This is a genomic window from Deltaproteobacteria bacterium (genome assembly GCA_003194485.1).
In the GTDB taxonomy this organism is placed as follows: Bacteria; Desulfobacterota; Dissulfuribacteria; order Dissulfuribacterales; family UBA3076; genus UBA3076.
In genome coordinates this window covers 54,645-68,117 of sequence record PQXD01000007.1, presented here as the reverse complement: position 1 = coordinate 68,117, position 13,473 = coordinate 54,645, and the positions used below count along the sequence as shown (strand labels likewise).

Annotated in this window: 13 protein-coding genes; 10 read left to right on the top strand and 3 right to left on the bottom strand. The window is 50.1% G+C overall.

Annotated features, from left to right (window positions below):
* The first annotated feature begins 330 nt into the window (after positions 1-330).
* Positions 331-1,785, top strand: coding sequence for a fumarate hydratase (locus tag C4B57_05610; GenBank protein ID PXF54805.1), 1,455 nt, complete (start codon positions 331-333; stop codon positions 1,783-1,785).
* Between the two features lie 13 nt (positions 1,786-1,798).
* Here the strand turns inward: C4B57_05610 and C4B57_05605 are convergent, their stop codons facing one another.
* On the bottom strand, positions 1,799-2,692 hold the full coding sequence (locus C4B57_05605; protein PXF54858.1) for a methionine aminopeptidase: 894 nt from the start codon (positions 2,690-2,692) through the stop codon (positions 1,799-1,801).
* Positions 2,693-2,967: 275 nt separating this feature from the next.
* Between C4B57_05605 and C4B57_05600 the strand changes: the two genes are divergently transcribed.
* The 9 genes from C4B57_05600 to C4B57_05560 all read left to right on the top strand — a co-directional run bounded on the left by C4B57_05600 (position 2,968) and on the right by C4B57_05560 (position 12,050).
* Complete coding sequence (locus C4B57_05600; protein ID PXF54804.1) at positions 2,968-3,291, top strand: hypothetical protein; 324 nt, start codon at positions 2,968-2,970, stop codon at positions 3,289-3,291.
* 346 nt (positions 3,292-3,637) lie between these two features.
* Positions 3,638-5,305 (top strand): arginine--tRNA ligase, encoded by a 1,668-nt coding sequence (locus tag C4B57_05595; GenBank protein ID PXF54803.1) that lies wholly within the window; start codon positions 3,638-3,640, stop codon positions 5,303-5,305.
* Between the two features lie 145 nt (positions 5,306-5,450).
* On the top strand, positions 5,451-6,038 hold the full coding sequence (locus tag C4B57_05590) for a hypothetical protein (protein PXF54802.1): 588 nt from the start codon (positions 5,451-5,453) through the stop codon (positions 6,036-6,038).
* A gap of 112 nt (positions 6,039-6,150) precedes the next feature.
* Positions 6,151-6,603 carry a GNAT family N-acetyltransferase gene (locus tag C4B57_05585; GenBank protein PXF54801.1) on the top strand — a complete coding sequence of 151 codons (453 nt, stop codon included), beginning with the start codon at positions 6,151-6,153 and terminating at the stop codon, positions 6,601-6,603.
* Positions 6,604-6,607: 4 nt separating this feature from the next.
* A complete protein-coding gene (locus C4B57_05580) occupies positions 6,608-9,142 on the top strand; it encodes a preprotein translocase subunit SecA (protein ID PXF54800.1) in 2,535 nt (844 codons plus the stop codon).
* The gene (locus C4B57_05575) at positions 9,139-10,341 is read left to right on the top strand and encodes an ornithine acetyltransferase (GenBank protein ID PXF54799.1); all 1,203 of its coding nucleotides are present in this window, start codon (positions 9,139-9,141) and stop codon (positions 10,339-10,341) included. Before C4B57_05580 ends, C4B57_05575 begins: the two co-directional genes overlap by 4 nt.
* A 290-nt stretch (positions 10,342-10,631) precedes the next feature.
* Positions 10,632-11,105, top strand: a complete 474-nt coding sequence (locus C4B57_05570) for a hypothetical protein (protein PXF54798.1) — start codon at positions 10,632-10,634, stop codon at positions 11,103-11,105.
* Positions 11,095-11,277: a hypothetical protein gene (locus C4B57_05565; protein ID PXF54797.1), complete on the top strand. Its 183-nt coding sequence runs from the start codon at positions 11,095-11,097 to the stop codon at positions 11,275-11,277. The genes C4B57_05570 and C4B57_05565 overlap by 11 nt, the downstream gene beginning before the upstream one ends.
* On the top strand, positions 11,274-12,050 hold the full coding sequence (locus tag C4B57_05560; protein PXF54796.1) for a hypothetical protein: 777 nt from the start codon (positions 11,274-11,276) through the stop codon (positions 12,048-12,050). Before C4B57_05565 ends, C4B57_05560 begins: the two co-directional genes overlap by 4 nt.
* A gap of 142 nt (positions 12,051-12,192) precedes the next feature.
* Here C4B57_05560 and C4B57_05555 read toward each other — a convergent pair whose 3' ends face one another.
* Both C4B57_05555 and C4B57_05550 read right to left on the bottom strand, forming a co-directional pair.
* Entirely contained in the window at positions 12,193-12,432 is a 240-nt protein-coding gene (locus tag C4B57_05555; GenBank protein PXF54795.1) for a hypothetical protein, read from the bottom strand.
* Positions 12,433-12,503: 71 nt separating this feature from the next.
* Positions 12,504-13,394: a dihydropteroate synthase gene (locus C4B57_05550; protein PXF54794.1), complete on the bottom strand. Its 891-nt coding sequence runs from the start codon at positions 13,392-13,394 to the stop codon at positions 12,504-12,506.
* Positions 13,395-13,473: the final 79 nt, after the last annotated feature.

Sequence of the window (13,473 nt, the reverse complement as noted above, 5' to 3'; positions counted from 1 at the left end):
CATCGCCTTAAGCGCAGCATAAGGCGAATGCAGAGGGGGCAGGACATCCCCCATGTCAAAAGCCTTAAGAAAACAAGGGGCTGAAGTGTGAAGTGAAAAGAAATATCCCCTTCCTGTGAACGGTTACTTGAGACCACCGGTTCACCGAATATTTACTTGTATCCGGAGACAGCTTCTTTGAATTGATCCTGGCCGCAACCAGGATATCCAAACGGGTTTCGTGATCAGTTGCCCTTTGTCAATCATCAGCTATTTTATCCTCATAACGACAGCGTATCTCCGGGACCAATTGTCTTTGATCACTCAGGCGATCGGTTGTTGAGGGAGACAATGAGCTTAACGCAACGAGAAGTTTCTTCAATAGTAAGCAGGCTGGTACAGGCCGCAAATCGCGAACTGCCACAGGATGTCGAGTCAGCCCTCCTTGTTGCGAGGGAGAAGGAGGAGTCACAAAACGGCAGGCTGGCACTGGATATTATAGTAGAGAACGCAAGGCTTGCCAGGCAGACCGGTCTCCCGATATGTCAGGATACAGGCATTGATGTTGTGTTTGTGAAAATAGGCCAGGAGGTCAATATTGAAGGAGATCTGGCCGGGGCGGTAAATGAGGGGATTGCCCTGGGTACAGCAGAGGGCCGCCTGAGATGCTCTGTTTGCGATCCTGTTACCAGGGAAAACACGGGGGACAACACCCCTGCAGTCGTCCACATTGAGCCGGTGGCCGGTAATACCTTAGAAATTTCTGTACTGCCAAAAGGCTGCGGAAGCGAAAATATGAGTACAGTGACGATGCTTCCGCCTTCGGCAGGTAAGGATGGCATTGTAAGAGCGGTAGCGGATCAGATACTAAGGGCCGGACCGAACCCCTGTCCTCCGGGGATAATAGGCATAGGTATTGGCGGAACAATGGAGAAGGCTGCGCTGCTTGCCAAAAAGGCTTTGTTGAGACCTGTGGGCTCAAAAAATTCAAGGGATGATGTGGCAAGGCTGGAGGACCGGATCTTTGTTCAGGTAAACGGCCTTGGGATTGGTCCCTTGGGACTCGGCGGGTCTGTTACGTCACTTGGTGTGGCAGTGGAGATTTATCCCTGTCATATAGCAAGCCTCCCCTTGGCAATAAACATCCAGTGTCACGCTGCCAGGCATTGCACGGCAAGGTGGAAGAATGGCTCTTGGCTGATGGTCCAGCCCCACTTGTCCTTTGAAAATGATGTCCGGCATCCCACGGCCTTCAAGGACAGGGCTTTTCGCATAGACCTGCCGTTCTCAGAATCGGTTATAGCGGGTCTTCGGGCCGGTGACTGGGTGTTGCTCAACGGTTTTGTCTATACGGGGCGGGACCAGACCCATCGTCGCTTGGTGGAAATGTTAGACAGTGGTGTCTCCCTTCCTATGGACCTCAAGGATCAGTTAATATACTATGTCGGTCCCTGCCCGGCCCCGCAAGGGAGGCCGGTGGGCTCTGCAGGACCCACCACCAGTTACCGAATGGATGCCTATACACCCCGCATACTGGATGAAGGAGTGCTTGCCACAATGGGGAAGGGAAAGCGCTCTCCAGAGGTAAGGGCTGCCATGAAAGAGCGCGGGGCCGTGTATTTTGCCGCAATAGGGGGTGCCGGAGCCTATCTGGCGAACTGTATAGAGTCCTGCGAGCTGATCGCGTTTCCGGAGTTGGGTCCTGAGGCCCTGTACCGGATGAAGGTCAAGGACTTTCCGGCCATTGTGATCAATGACGTAACGGGTGCGGACTTCTATGAGATCGCAATCAAACAACATAAATGACAATCGGCATGGCTCACAGATCAAAAGGTGTCAGGCTCTTATAACCGTTTTCAGTAACAACGAGTGTCTGTTCAAATTGAGCAGAAAGCGATCCGTCCTCGGTTACTACCGTCCAGTTATCTTCCAATATCAAAATATTTCTTCTTCCCAGATTTATCATAGGTTCAATTGTAAAGACCATACCTGGGACCAGGACTATACCTTTCCCTCTTAGGCCGTAATGGGGGACCTCAGGAGGTTCATGGAATTCAAACCCAACGCCATGGCCAACAAATTCCCTGACCACCGAGCACCCTTCCCCTTCAGCATATTTTTGAATGGCCCAGCCTATATCTCCTATTGTATTCCCAGGACGAACCATTGACATGCCGACCTTCAGACTCTTGCGGGCAACCTTGACAATTTTCCGGGCCTGGGAACCGGGTGATCCCACGAAAAAAGTCCGGTTTGCATCGGCATAATATCCGTTCAAGATGGGAGTTACGTCCACATTCACGATATCCCCGTCTCTTAGGACCCGTTTACCGGGGATTCCGTGGCAGACAACCTCATTTACGGAAACACAGACGCTTTTGGGGAAACCCCTGTAATTAAGAGGCGCGGAGACGGCATTATTTTTTAAGGTGAATTCATGGACCAGGGTGTTAATATCATCGGTGGTTATTCCGGGCCTGATCTCATCCTTCACCAATTGCAGAATCTTCAGCACCAGTTGTCCGGTCTTTCTGATGCCTTCGATATCCTCCTTTTCCTTGAGCCGAATTCCGTATTTCTGTAAATACAGATTTTTGAGATCACGGTGTTTCGGGCCTTTCTTGAGAAGACAACATTTTTTATATTTCAGGCCGCTTCCACAAGGGCATGGATCATTCCGCCCCACTTTTTTGTTGGTCCTGTTTTTAAGTATCACGTTTGCAATTACCTGAATAATTGAGTTATTTTCCTGAAGTCCATACGCTCCTTGCCATGCCTCTCATTAGAGAAACAGATTCCTATATAAAAAATCCTTGCAATGGCAACCTGTTTCCCTTATATCTCTTATGCACGTTGAAGACCAGGGTTTTTTACAGTTTTTTTATAGTAAGGCTCTAAAACAATTATTGCGGACCAACCAAGAAAAAGATATTAATTTCAGTAAATGGTTCACGAATCTAATTTTTTGAAATTGAGGCGAGGGTAAAAGTGACCGATACGGATAATAATAAGGAAGTAGAGGGCCAGATAAAAGTGATCGATACGGAAGGAATGTTGGGCAAGACTCTTGCTTTCTCCAGTAAACTCCAGGAATTATCCGAAAGTATGTGCAAAGACTTTGAGCCCCGTATCCCGGATAACTGTTACAGCTTTTGTAAGCATGCGACTTTCTGGATAGACGGTCAAGGTGAGCGCACCTGTCCTTTTGCACCATGTCCCTGTGCCAGCAACTATTCTCCTGTTCTGAAAGGAATATATTGTAGCATAAATCAAGTGGCGAATAATAAGCCGGTGTCTTCTTCTGCCACATAACCTCTCAAACATACATAATAAAGAGGGGGCTTTTCTTCCGAAAATATTCTTCAAGAGTTAAATCTTCGTTTTTCATAAATCCCAGCGATTTTTTTATTATTCTCTCGGAAAAGGGGATCCATGGTCCCAATGCAATTATATGACTATTGAGTCAGCTCCGCTTCGATATATAGTCTTTGATTATTGGATAATCCGTTATAATCAGCATATGATGCGGAGCTAACTCAATAGTCATATGCAAATTATTCAGCAAACCTTGGGGCCGGATGTTGAATTGTATGTTATTTTGATTCTGTAAGTGGTCCGGATTTTAATGTATTGTAAACAGATATGAGAGAAGGAAAAGGTGTTACGCAACAGGATACAGGAGGCTGTAGAGAAGGCCTATAGAGAAGGTGTTGCCGAAGGGACGTTTCCTGATGTGTCCGTATCGGCATCACATCAAGTTGTATCTCCAAAACAGGAAGTCCATGGCGATTTCGCCAGCAATTTGGCCCTGATTACCGCCTCCAGGACCAAGATGTCACCGAGGGACCTAGCCGGTTGTCTGGCCAAAACATTAAGGTTCAATCCCCTGTTTGACAAGGTCGAAGTGGCGGGGCCGGGCTTTCTCAATTTTTTTATAGCCACTACCTGGTGGCAGGAGAACCTGCGTGCCATTTGGGAGGCAGGAGATTCTTACGGCGAGTCCGATGCCGGTAACGGCCGGATGGTACTGTTGGAGTTTGTAAGCGCCAACCCGACAGGGCCGCTGCATGTAGGCCACGGTAGAGGTGCAGCCGTTGGCGATTCCCTCGCGAGGGTCTTGAAGGCCGCTGGTTTCAGTGTGGAAAGGGAGTATTACATCAACGACATGGGAAATCAGATGAGGACCCTTGGGGCCTCTGTTTACTTACGATATTTGGAACATTTTGGGCATGAGGTGGAATTTCCCGAAGAATATTATCAGGGGGACTATATCCGTGATATTGCCTTAAGTATTGCCCTGGAAGAAGGGGATAGATACCTGGATATGCCCCAGGAGTCCTGCCTGATATTTTTTATTGATAAAGCCGTAGAGATCATAGCCTCCGGCATACGCAAAGATCTTGAGGAGTTCAGGGTCCACTATGACAACTGGTTTAGTGAGAAAACCCTTCATGAAAGCGGGCTGGTTGACAGAACCATCTCGGAGTTACGGGATAAAGGCTGCATATTCGAGGAAGAAGGGGCATTGTGGTTCAGGTCCGCTGCCCTTGGAGATGAAAAAGACAGGGTAGTAAAACGTTCGAATGGAGCTCTTACCTATTTTGCCTCAGACATAGCATACCACAGACATAAGCTGGAGAGGGGATACGATCTTCTGGTTGACATCTGGGGTGCTGATCACCATGGATACGTGGCAAGGGTGAAGGCGGCAATAAGGGCCTTGGGTTATCAGGAAGATAAGTTGCAGGTTCTGCTCGTACAGCTTGTCAATCTTCTGGAAGGGGGAAAGATTAAGGCCATGTCAACCAGGAAAGGCGATTTTGTGACCTTACGGGAATTGCTGGATGACGTGGGCAGCGATGCTGCCCGGTTCATATTTTTGACCCGCAGATGTGACAGCCATTTGGACTTTGACCTGGATCTTGCCAGGAGCCAGAGCCAGGAAAACCCCGTTTATTATGTACAGTATGCCCATGCCAGGCTTTCAAGCGTTTTCAGGAATGCGATAGAGCAGGGCATTTCTCTCGCAGGGCCGAAGGATGTTGATGTCTCACTGCTAAACACCACGGAGGATATCAAGCTTTTGAAGCAACTGAGTGCATTCCCTTGCCTTGTGGCTGACAGCGCCCTTGCCCTTGAGCCGTATCGCGTCAGTTATTATCTTACAGAATTGGCGGGTCAACTGCATGGCTATTATACGCGACATCGATTTATCGCCGATGATCCGGATCTGACTCAGGCCAGGCTCCTCATGGCAGATGTGACAAGAAGGGTGCTTCGCAAGGGCCTGGGGTTACTGGGGGTATCAGCTCCTGAAAAAATGTAATTTTTAGTTTAATATACCCTGGGTTGAACGGTTCAATGCTTACAGTTCCCGTAGGATATCAGTAACCTTTGAACCTTTGAACCCGGAACCGATCATTTTAGACGTATATAATTAAAGTTTGATGAATTGAATACGAGGTTTGAAGATGGCTCGGACCGGGAAAAAAAGTAGAAAAATACAGTTTCAGCTCAGTTGGGCAGGGCTTATTGCCCTGTCCGTATCTGGTGTATGTATTTTTCTGTGGGTGTTTATCTTGGGTTTCTGGGTTGGCCAAAAGCTGGTCGGACGCGGCCTGGAGGAGTCGCTTCGGCCCCGGGTTGCCGCAAGGGCAGTGCCTGAAGCCGCAAGGGTCATCCCTGCCGCTTCAGAAAAAACCATGGCTTCGGAGGATCTTAAACCGGATACCCAGGCAGTTAAAGAAAAGGACGGCGACACCAGTGATGTCAATATTTCTCATAAAAAAACCAGAGAAGCAAAGAAGAGGGACGTGTACTTTGTGTTGCAAATAGCTTCCTATGGAGAGAGGGGCCGGGCGGACAAAGAGGCCGGAAGGTGGAGAGATAAGGGTTATCGAGCAGAGGTCAGAAAGGCCGATCTGGGTCCGGAAAAGGGAATCTTCTACCGGGTCCATCTCGGAAAGTTCCATTCTGTTGAAGAGGCCACCAGCTTTGCAGAAAAACTGGCCCAAAAATATAACTTGAAGTCTTATGTCGTACCCGTAGTAAGTAATTAGGAAATATGACTATTGAGTTAGCTCCGCTTCGATATATAGTCTTTGATTATTGGATAATCCGTTACAATCAGCATATGATGCGGAGCTAACTCAATAGTCATATTAGGAAAAAATGATACGGAAGGCCAAGATATCTGATGCAAGGTCCATTCATGTCTTAGTGACACACTTCGCAGACCAGGGCCTGCTGTTGCCGCGCTCTCTCAGTGAGATATATGATCATCTGCGGGATTATACCGTAATGGAGGCGTCCGATAACAATATCGTGGGTTGCGTGGCCCTCAATATATGTTGGGAAGATCTGGCCGAGGTGAAGTCTTTGGCAGTGCGCGAAGACTACCAGGAACAGGGCATCGGCAGGCGGCTTGTGGAACATTGTCTTTCAGAGGCGATTGCTCTTGGTGTTTACCGGGTCTTTACCCTCACGTATCAACCAAAATTCTTTGAGAAATTGGGGTTCATATTGGTGGATAAGAGTTTACTTCCCCACAAGATCTGGGCAGACTGTATAAGGTGCCCGAAATTCCCGGACTGTGACGAAATAGCACTGCTGGTGGAGCTGTGATTATATGTTTGTAAATTTAGTTACAAAGGTAATTGGCACCAAACACGACAGGGAGATCAAGAAGCTACAGCCCATTGTAGATCATATAAATTCTCTCGAGTCAGAGATAAAGGCATTGTCTGACGCAGAACTCAAGGCAAAGACCCCTGAATTTAAGGGGCGGCTTGAAAGGGGAGAATCTCTGGATGAATTGCTCCCTGAGGCCTTTGCAGTGACACGGGAGGCAGCTCGCAGGGTGTTGGGGCTCAGGCCCTTTGACGTACAGCTTATGGGCGGGATAGTGCTTCATCAGGGCAAAATCGCCGAGATGAAGACCGGCGAAGGAAAGACCCTGGTGGCCACGATGCCGGTTTACCTGAATGCACTTACCGGCCGCGGGGTCCATGTAGTCACTGTCAATGATTATCTGGCAACCCGCGACTCTGAATGGATGGGTCAGGTGTATCGCTTTCTCGGCCTGGATGTCGGGGTAATAGTTCACGGCCTTGAGGATGCAGAGCGCAAGGCAGCCTATGGAGCCGATGTGACCTACGGTACCAATAACGAGTTCGGATTCGACTACCTCAGAGACAATATGAAGTACTCCCTTGAAGACATGGTCCAGAGGGAATTTCACTATGCCATAGTAGACGAGGTGGACAGCATACTTATTGATGAGGCCCGGACGCCGCTGATTATCTCAGGCCCTTCCGAAGACTCTACGGATCTTTACTACAGGGTCAATCAGATCGTCCCGTACCTGAAAAAGGATATCCATTATTCAGTGGATGAAAAGGCCAGGGCCGCCACTCTTACTGAAGAGGGTGTGGCAAAGTGTGAAGAGCTTTTGAAAGTGAAAAACCTCTATGATCCGGTCCAGGCCGAACTCCTTCACCACGTGCAGCAGGCCCTCAAGGCCCATGCCCTGTTCAAGAGGGATGTGGACTATCTGGTCAAAGACGGGCAGGTGGTGATAGTTGACGAGTTTACAGGCCGCCTTATGCCTGGAAGACGCTACAGCGAGGGGCTGCACCAGGCCCTTGAGGCCAAGGAGGGCGTAAAGATCGAGAGTGAGAACCAGACCCTTGCCTCCATAACCTTTCAGAACTTTTTCCGCATGTATGAAAAGCTCGCTGGAATGACGGGTACCGCCGAGACGGAGGCAGCCGAGTTCCAGAAGATTTACAACCTGGATGTCGTGGTAATCCCCACACACATGCCGATGATCCGCAAGGACTATCCGGATGTGGTCTTCAGGACAGAGAAGGAAAAATTCGAGGCCGCGGTCAAGGAAATTAAATCCCTTCATGATCAGGGCCGGCCTGTCCTGGTGGGTAGCTCCAGCGTGGACAATTCAGAGCGGCTCTCAAAGATGCTGAAGCGCCTGGGAATCAAGCATGAAGTCCTGAACGCAAAGCACCACGAGAGGGAGGCGGAAATCGTGGCCCATGCCGGGGAAAGAGGCCGGATTACCATTGCCACCAACATGGCAGGCCGGGGGACAGACATAGTCCTGGGCGAAGGAGTGGCCGATATGGGCGGGCTGCATATTCTCAGTATCGAGCGCCACGAGTCAAGGCGGATAGACAATCAGCTCAGGGGCAGGTCCGGCCGCCAGGGCGATCTTGGTTCCTCCAGGTTTTATCTGTCTCTGGAGGATGACCTCCTGCGCATCTTCGGATCAGATCGTATCTCCGGGATCATGAACAAGCTCGGCATGAATGAAGGAGAGCCTATCGAACATTCCATGCTGAGCAAGGCCATAGAGAACGCTCAGCGAAAGGTTGAAGCACACAACTTTGAGATCAGAAAGCACCTCCTTGACTACGATGACGTGATGAACAAGCAGAGAGAGGTGATCTACAGCCAGCGGAGGCAGATACTTGCCGGCAAAGATCTCAGGGAGGAAGTTTACGGTTTTATTGATGATATCTGTGCGGATCTGGTGGATACCTATACTGAGGAAAAAGGCCCTTCGGAGGGATGGGATTGGAAGGCCCTGGAGAAACGTCTTCTTCGCCAGTTTTCTGTTCATCTGGATATTTCTCAGGAAGAAAGAGAGGATCTTGATCAGGCGGGGCTGGAAGAGAGAATAGCCGGGACATTAAGAGAGGCCTATGATGACCAGGTAACCCTGTTCGGAGATGAAGAGATGGCCCGGGTGGAGAAATTCATAGTTCTCCAGACCCTGGACAACTTGTGGAAGGATCATCTCCTTAATATGGACCACTTAAGAGAAGGCATAGGGCTGAGGGGTTACGGGCAGAAGGACCCGCTTCAGGAATACAGGCGCGAGGGCTATGAAATGTTCATGGCCATGATCCAGCGCTTCAAAGAAGAGGCCGTAAGTCTCCTGCTCCGGATTCGTCCCATGCGGGAAAGTGAAGCTGAAGAGCTGGAAGCCCGGCGCAGACAGCAACAGCAGCGCATGAGCTACGGCCGCGGAGACGGCGATGAAAAGCCGAAGACTGTCAGGCGCAAAGGGAAAAAAGTGGGACGCAATGACCCATGTCCCTGCGGCAGCGGCAAGAAATATAAGAAATGTTGCGGAAGGAAATGACCTGTTTGGTCCATGGTTTTGAGGGTTCGGCCGTTTCAGCCGGTATCAGGTATCAGGGACGCCTTGATCTGGGCCTGATAGCCTCTGATGAGCCTGCGGTATTGGCGGCCGTATTTACCAGAAACGAGGTAAAGGCCGCCCATGTCCTTGCAGGGCTTGATCGTCTCAGCAGGGGCGAGCCTTATGTCAGGGCCGTTGTTGTAAACAGCGGCAATGCAAATGCCTGCACAGGAAATGAGGGCGTGGCCCATGTCCACGAGATCTGCTCTCTGGTGGCCAGGGAAATGGGTATCAACTCTGATGATGTAATGGTCTCTTCAACAGGTGTAATCGGCCAGTCTCTCCCCATGGGACGGATAGGAGATGCCGTACCGTCACTCGTGAAAGGTCTTTCTGAAAATGGGCTTGAAGCTGTGGCAGACGCCATTCTCACTACGGACACGGTTCGGAAGACAGCCGTCAGGTGCATTGATATTGAAGGTGTAGGGGTGACTGTTGCCGGCATGGCAAAGGGCGCCGGAATGATAGGCCCCGATATGGGTCCTCCCCGGGCCACCATGCTCTCCTTCGTCCTGTCAGACGCAAGGGTGGATCCGGCCTGGTGGCAGGGTGCGCTTGAGAGGAGCGTATCAGACACTTTTAACCGGATCTCCATAGACGGGGATACCAGCACGAATGACACCGTTATGGCCCTGGCCAACGGTCTTGCCGGAAACATGGAGATCAACGATACCCGATACGGAGAGTCCTTTGAAGCTATACTCAGAGACTTGCTGCAGGACCTGGCCCGGCAGATTGTCAGGGACGGCGAAGGTGTGACCAAGTGTGTAACCCTTGTCGTAAGGGGAGCGAGGACCAGAGGCGAGGCGGACAGGATAGCCCGGACTATTGCCGGATCTCCACTCGTGAAGACGGCCTTTTTCGGTGAAGACTCTAACTGGGGTCGCATACTTGCTGCAGCAGGCCGGGCAGGTTTCCCCCTGGACCAGGGGCTGATCAGTCTGGCCTTTGATGACATCGAGATCGTGAGAATGGGTACGGGTGCCGGCAAGGAGGCCGAGGACCTGGCCAAGAAGGTCATGGCTGCCGGAGAGTTCACGGTTGTTTTGGACCTGGGCCTTGGGCAGGAAGAGGCCCGTATTCTGACCGGCGACCTTTCAATTGACTACGTGCGGATCAACGCCAATTATCGCACATGAGAATTCGCCATTGCTGCAGCAGTTAAATACAATAGTTACTCTTGACAGAAATTTTACGATTTACAGGATAAAAGGTCGGAGGAAGTTTAAAACCATCAATCTGGGGTAAAACGTCCCTTATGCCCACCGTTGGGCAGGAGAAAAAATGAGAGTGCTAGAGGAAAACTACCAGCGGATCAAGGATGATAGACGTTCATTCGATATCCGCTTCTGGCAAGCTCAAGGTGACCGTGCCATTTTTGAGGCAGTATGGGAGATGCTGCATGACTACTTCTTGATTCGAGGCAAAGATGCTAACGAGTCCCGACTTCAAAGAACTGTTGAATCTTTTCGAAAAGCATGAGATTCGCTATCTTATTGTAGGTGGCTATGCAGTAATGAAATACAGCGAGCCACGATTCACCAAAGATCTTGATATATGGATAGCGACTGACCCAGTAAATGCAGAGGCGGTGTACGTGGCGTTGAAGGAATTTGGCGCACCGCTGGCAAATCTTACTGCAGATGACTTCACTGACCAGTCTTGTTTCTATCAAATGGGAAGACCACCTTTGAGGGTTGATATCATGATGTCGATTCCAGGGGTCGAATTTGAAGAGGCATGGAAAAACCGTGAGGTGATTGAGTTGGATGACCACACAATTCCCTTTATTTCGAGATCCGACCTGATCCGGGCAAAAAAGGCAAGCGGAAGGCCGCAAGATGAAATTGATATCAACAAGCTTGAGCATGCCGAACAATTGGATGTGCTTGATGAGAAATAGCGCGCCGCTTCGCGGCGGGAATGCCGTTTACCCGGCAATCTATGTTCTGCCTCTTGATGAATCGTACGATTGTTGTACAATTTCGTGGGAGGTGGGCAACGCCTTTTCCTCGATGTTGAAGCAAGACAGGCTGACGATTGATGAAGCCCTTAAAGGAGAGATATTATTATGAATAAACACCTTTTTTGTCTTATAGCAACCGTGATGATCACTGGTGGCATTTTAACGCTCGGCGGATGTGAGTCCATGGTCCAGCCCAAGGCCACAACAGACACCACCATGGCTCAACAGTCTTTCTCCTGTCCTGGAAAGGCGCAGATAGCTGTGGCCCGCTTTGATTGGCGTGTTGGCGGGGGAAGAACTACTACAATCCGCGGTCTTGGTAATACGGTAACTATCGATCGCGAGGCAGGGATAATGACAGGTCTCCGCGACATGATGGTGACGAGCCTTATGCAGACCGGGTGCTTCAGAGTACTGGAACGGCAGGATTTCGGGGCCATGGCGGATGAGATGCGATTGCGCGAACAAGGCTTTACCAAGGAAAAAACGACACGTAAAGGGAAAGTCAAGGAGGCTGACATAATGGTGGTGGGTTCGGTTACAGGCTGGGAGCCCGGCACTTCCGGGGTTAAGGGAGGAGTCGGCGGCCTTTTCGGCGGAGTCCTCGGCGGTGTTACCGGTGCCATGAGTAAGACCTCCATGGCAATGGACATAAGGATTGTAGATGTAGAAACCACGGAGGTACTTGCAGCAACCAGGGTCGAAGGTAGCAGCCGCGCCATATCCGCTGGCGGGCTCCTTGGCGGTGTCATAGGGACTACGCCTCTTGGCGGAGGCCTGGGTGCCTATGCCAAAACCCCTATGGAAAAAGCTATCAGGAACTGTATATATGAGGCAGTCAAATACATAGTTAATAACACGCCAAGAGAATACTACAAATAGCAAAAAAAGGGGGAAGGTAAATATTCTTATGAACCCGTAGTCCATTCCGCAAACCGTTCACGGACAGGGGATATTTCTTTCCCTTGTTTTCTTAAGGCCTTTGACATGGGGGATGTCCTGTGCCCCCTGCCTTACGCTGCGCTCAGGCGATGCAGTTTCCCCCACAGCAAAAGCCGAGAAAACTGCGGGGGCTTCCGTTAAACTGTTCAAAGAAATATCCCCTCCTGTGAACGGTTGCCATCCGCGCCCTGCCGCAGGAGCGGTTTGCCTTTTGCAGGGTTTCAACCGCGGGCCGGATTGCACTGCCTCTCCGGTTTGCAATGAGTGAGCTTTGAAACCCGGAAAAAGGTAACCGCTCCAAGGCAGAATATAACGGGTTCATAAGAATATTTACAGGGGAAGGACATCTTGCTTTCCCTTGTTATATCCTGCCTTGAAGCGGTTATACTTTTATTATAGCTCCAGCCAGGACTCAGAAAATATGGTCTTCCCCATCAGGACCTTGGTCGTCTTATAGTATTCCATCTCCTTTGGGGAAAGTGTGCCGGGATCAGGTTCGGTTCCATCCATCATATTATGGACCATCTTCAACAACTCAGGCATTTGCCCATGGGCCAGTTTAATTAACTCCTGATCGTATGTATCGACAATGGCAGACCATAATCCATGTTTCATGTACATGGCCAGAAGAGCACGGTTGAGATACGGCCGTTTCTCAGCAGAAACACCGTTTGAGACATTTGACAGGCCTACTATAGACCTTGCCCCCGGAGCAATATCAGGCAACATACCTATAAACTCCAGCCCGCTCATTACCTGGTCTGATCCCAGGGTTATCGGGGTAACGATAGGATCCACCAGAATTTTCTCGTTTGGGATCCCGGCCTCGTTCATGGCCATGGAGAGGTCTACAGCCATGGCTGCCCTCTCGTTGGAATCCCTTGGCATACCGTCCACACCCCAGAGCAGCCCTACCACGTTGCAGCCTGTCTCAGCAGCTATAGGTATCAGTTTTTTCATTCGCTCAGGTTGGAGCGAAATAGAGTTCATCACGTGATTCCTGGGGTTCCTGGCTGCCTTCATGCCTGCAATCAATGCATCGGCATTGGTTGTATCAAGGGAAAGAGGGCAATCGGTAACCTCCTCTACGACACCTACTATCCAAGGCAATAATTCGGGCCCGTCCTTTCTGGCAGGCCCGATGTTGAGATCCAGAAAATCGGCCCCGTCTGCCACCTCTTCATTGGCCATCAACTGGATCGGCCCGGGATCGCGTTCCTTCATGGCCTTTCCGATACGGATACCCATGATATTTATGCTTTCAGCAATACATTGGACATACATGGTTACACCTAATTTCTAATTATTAACCGTTCACACTCCCCGGCAGCCGGTAAACTTTTGCAGGGTTTCAAAGCATAAT

Excerpts from the sequence above, each read along its gene's own strand:
- C4B57_05610 (PXF54805.1), top strand. The coding sequence starts at position 331 with ATGAGCTTAACGCAACGAGAAGTTTCTTCAATAGTAAGCAGGCTGGTA.
- C4B57_05590 (PXF54802.1), top strand. The coding sequence starts at position 5,451 with ATGGCTCGGACCGGGAAAAAAAGTAGAAAAATACAGTTTCAGCTCAGT.
- C4B57_05585 (PXF54801.1), top strand. The coding sequence starts at position 6,151 with ATGATACGGAAGGCCAAGATATCTGATGCAAGGTCCATTCATGTCTTA.
- C4B57_05580 (PXF54800.1), top strand. The coding sequence starts at position 6,608 with ATGTTTGTAAATTTAGTTACAAAGGTAATTGGCACCAAACACGACAGG.
- C4B57_05575 (PXF54799.1), top strand. The coding sequence starts at position 9,139 with ATGACCTGTTTGGTCCATGGTTTTGAGGGTTCGGCCGTTTCAGCCGGT.
- C4B57_05570 (PXF54798.1), top strand. The coding sequence starts at position 10,632 with ATGCTAACGAGTCCCGACTTCAAAGAACTGTTGAATCTTTTCGAAAAG.
- C4B57_05565 (PXF54797.1), top strand. The coding sequence starts at position 11,095 with ATGAGAAATAGCGCGCCGCTTCGCGGCGGGAATGCCGTTTACCCGGCA.
- C4B57_05560 (PXF54796.1), top strand. The coding sequence starts at position 11,274 with ATGAATAAACACCTTTTTTGTCTTATAGCAACCGTGATGATCACTGGT.
- C4B57_05555 (PXF54795.1), bottom strand. The coding sequence starts at position 12,432 with ATGAACCCGTTATATTCTGCCTTGGAGCGGTTACCTTTTTCCGGGTTT.
- C4B57_05550 (PXF54794.1), bottom strand. The coding sequence starts at position 13,394 with ATGTATGTCCAATGTATTGCTGAAAGCATAAATATCATGGGTATCCGT.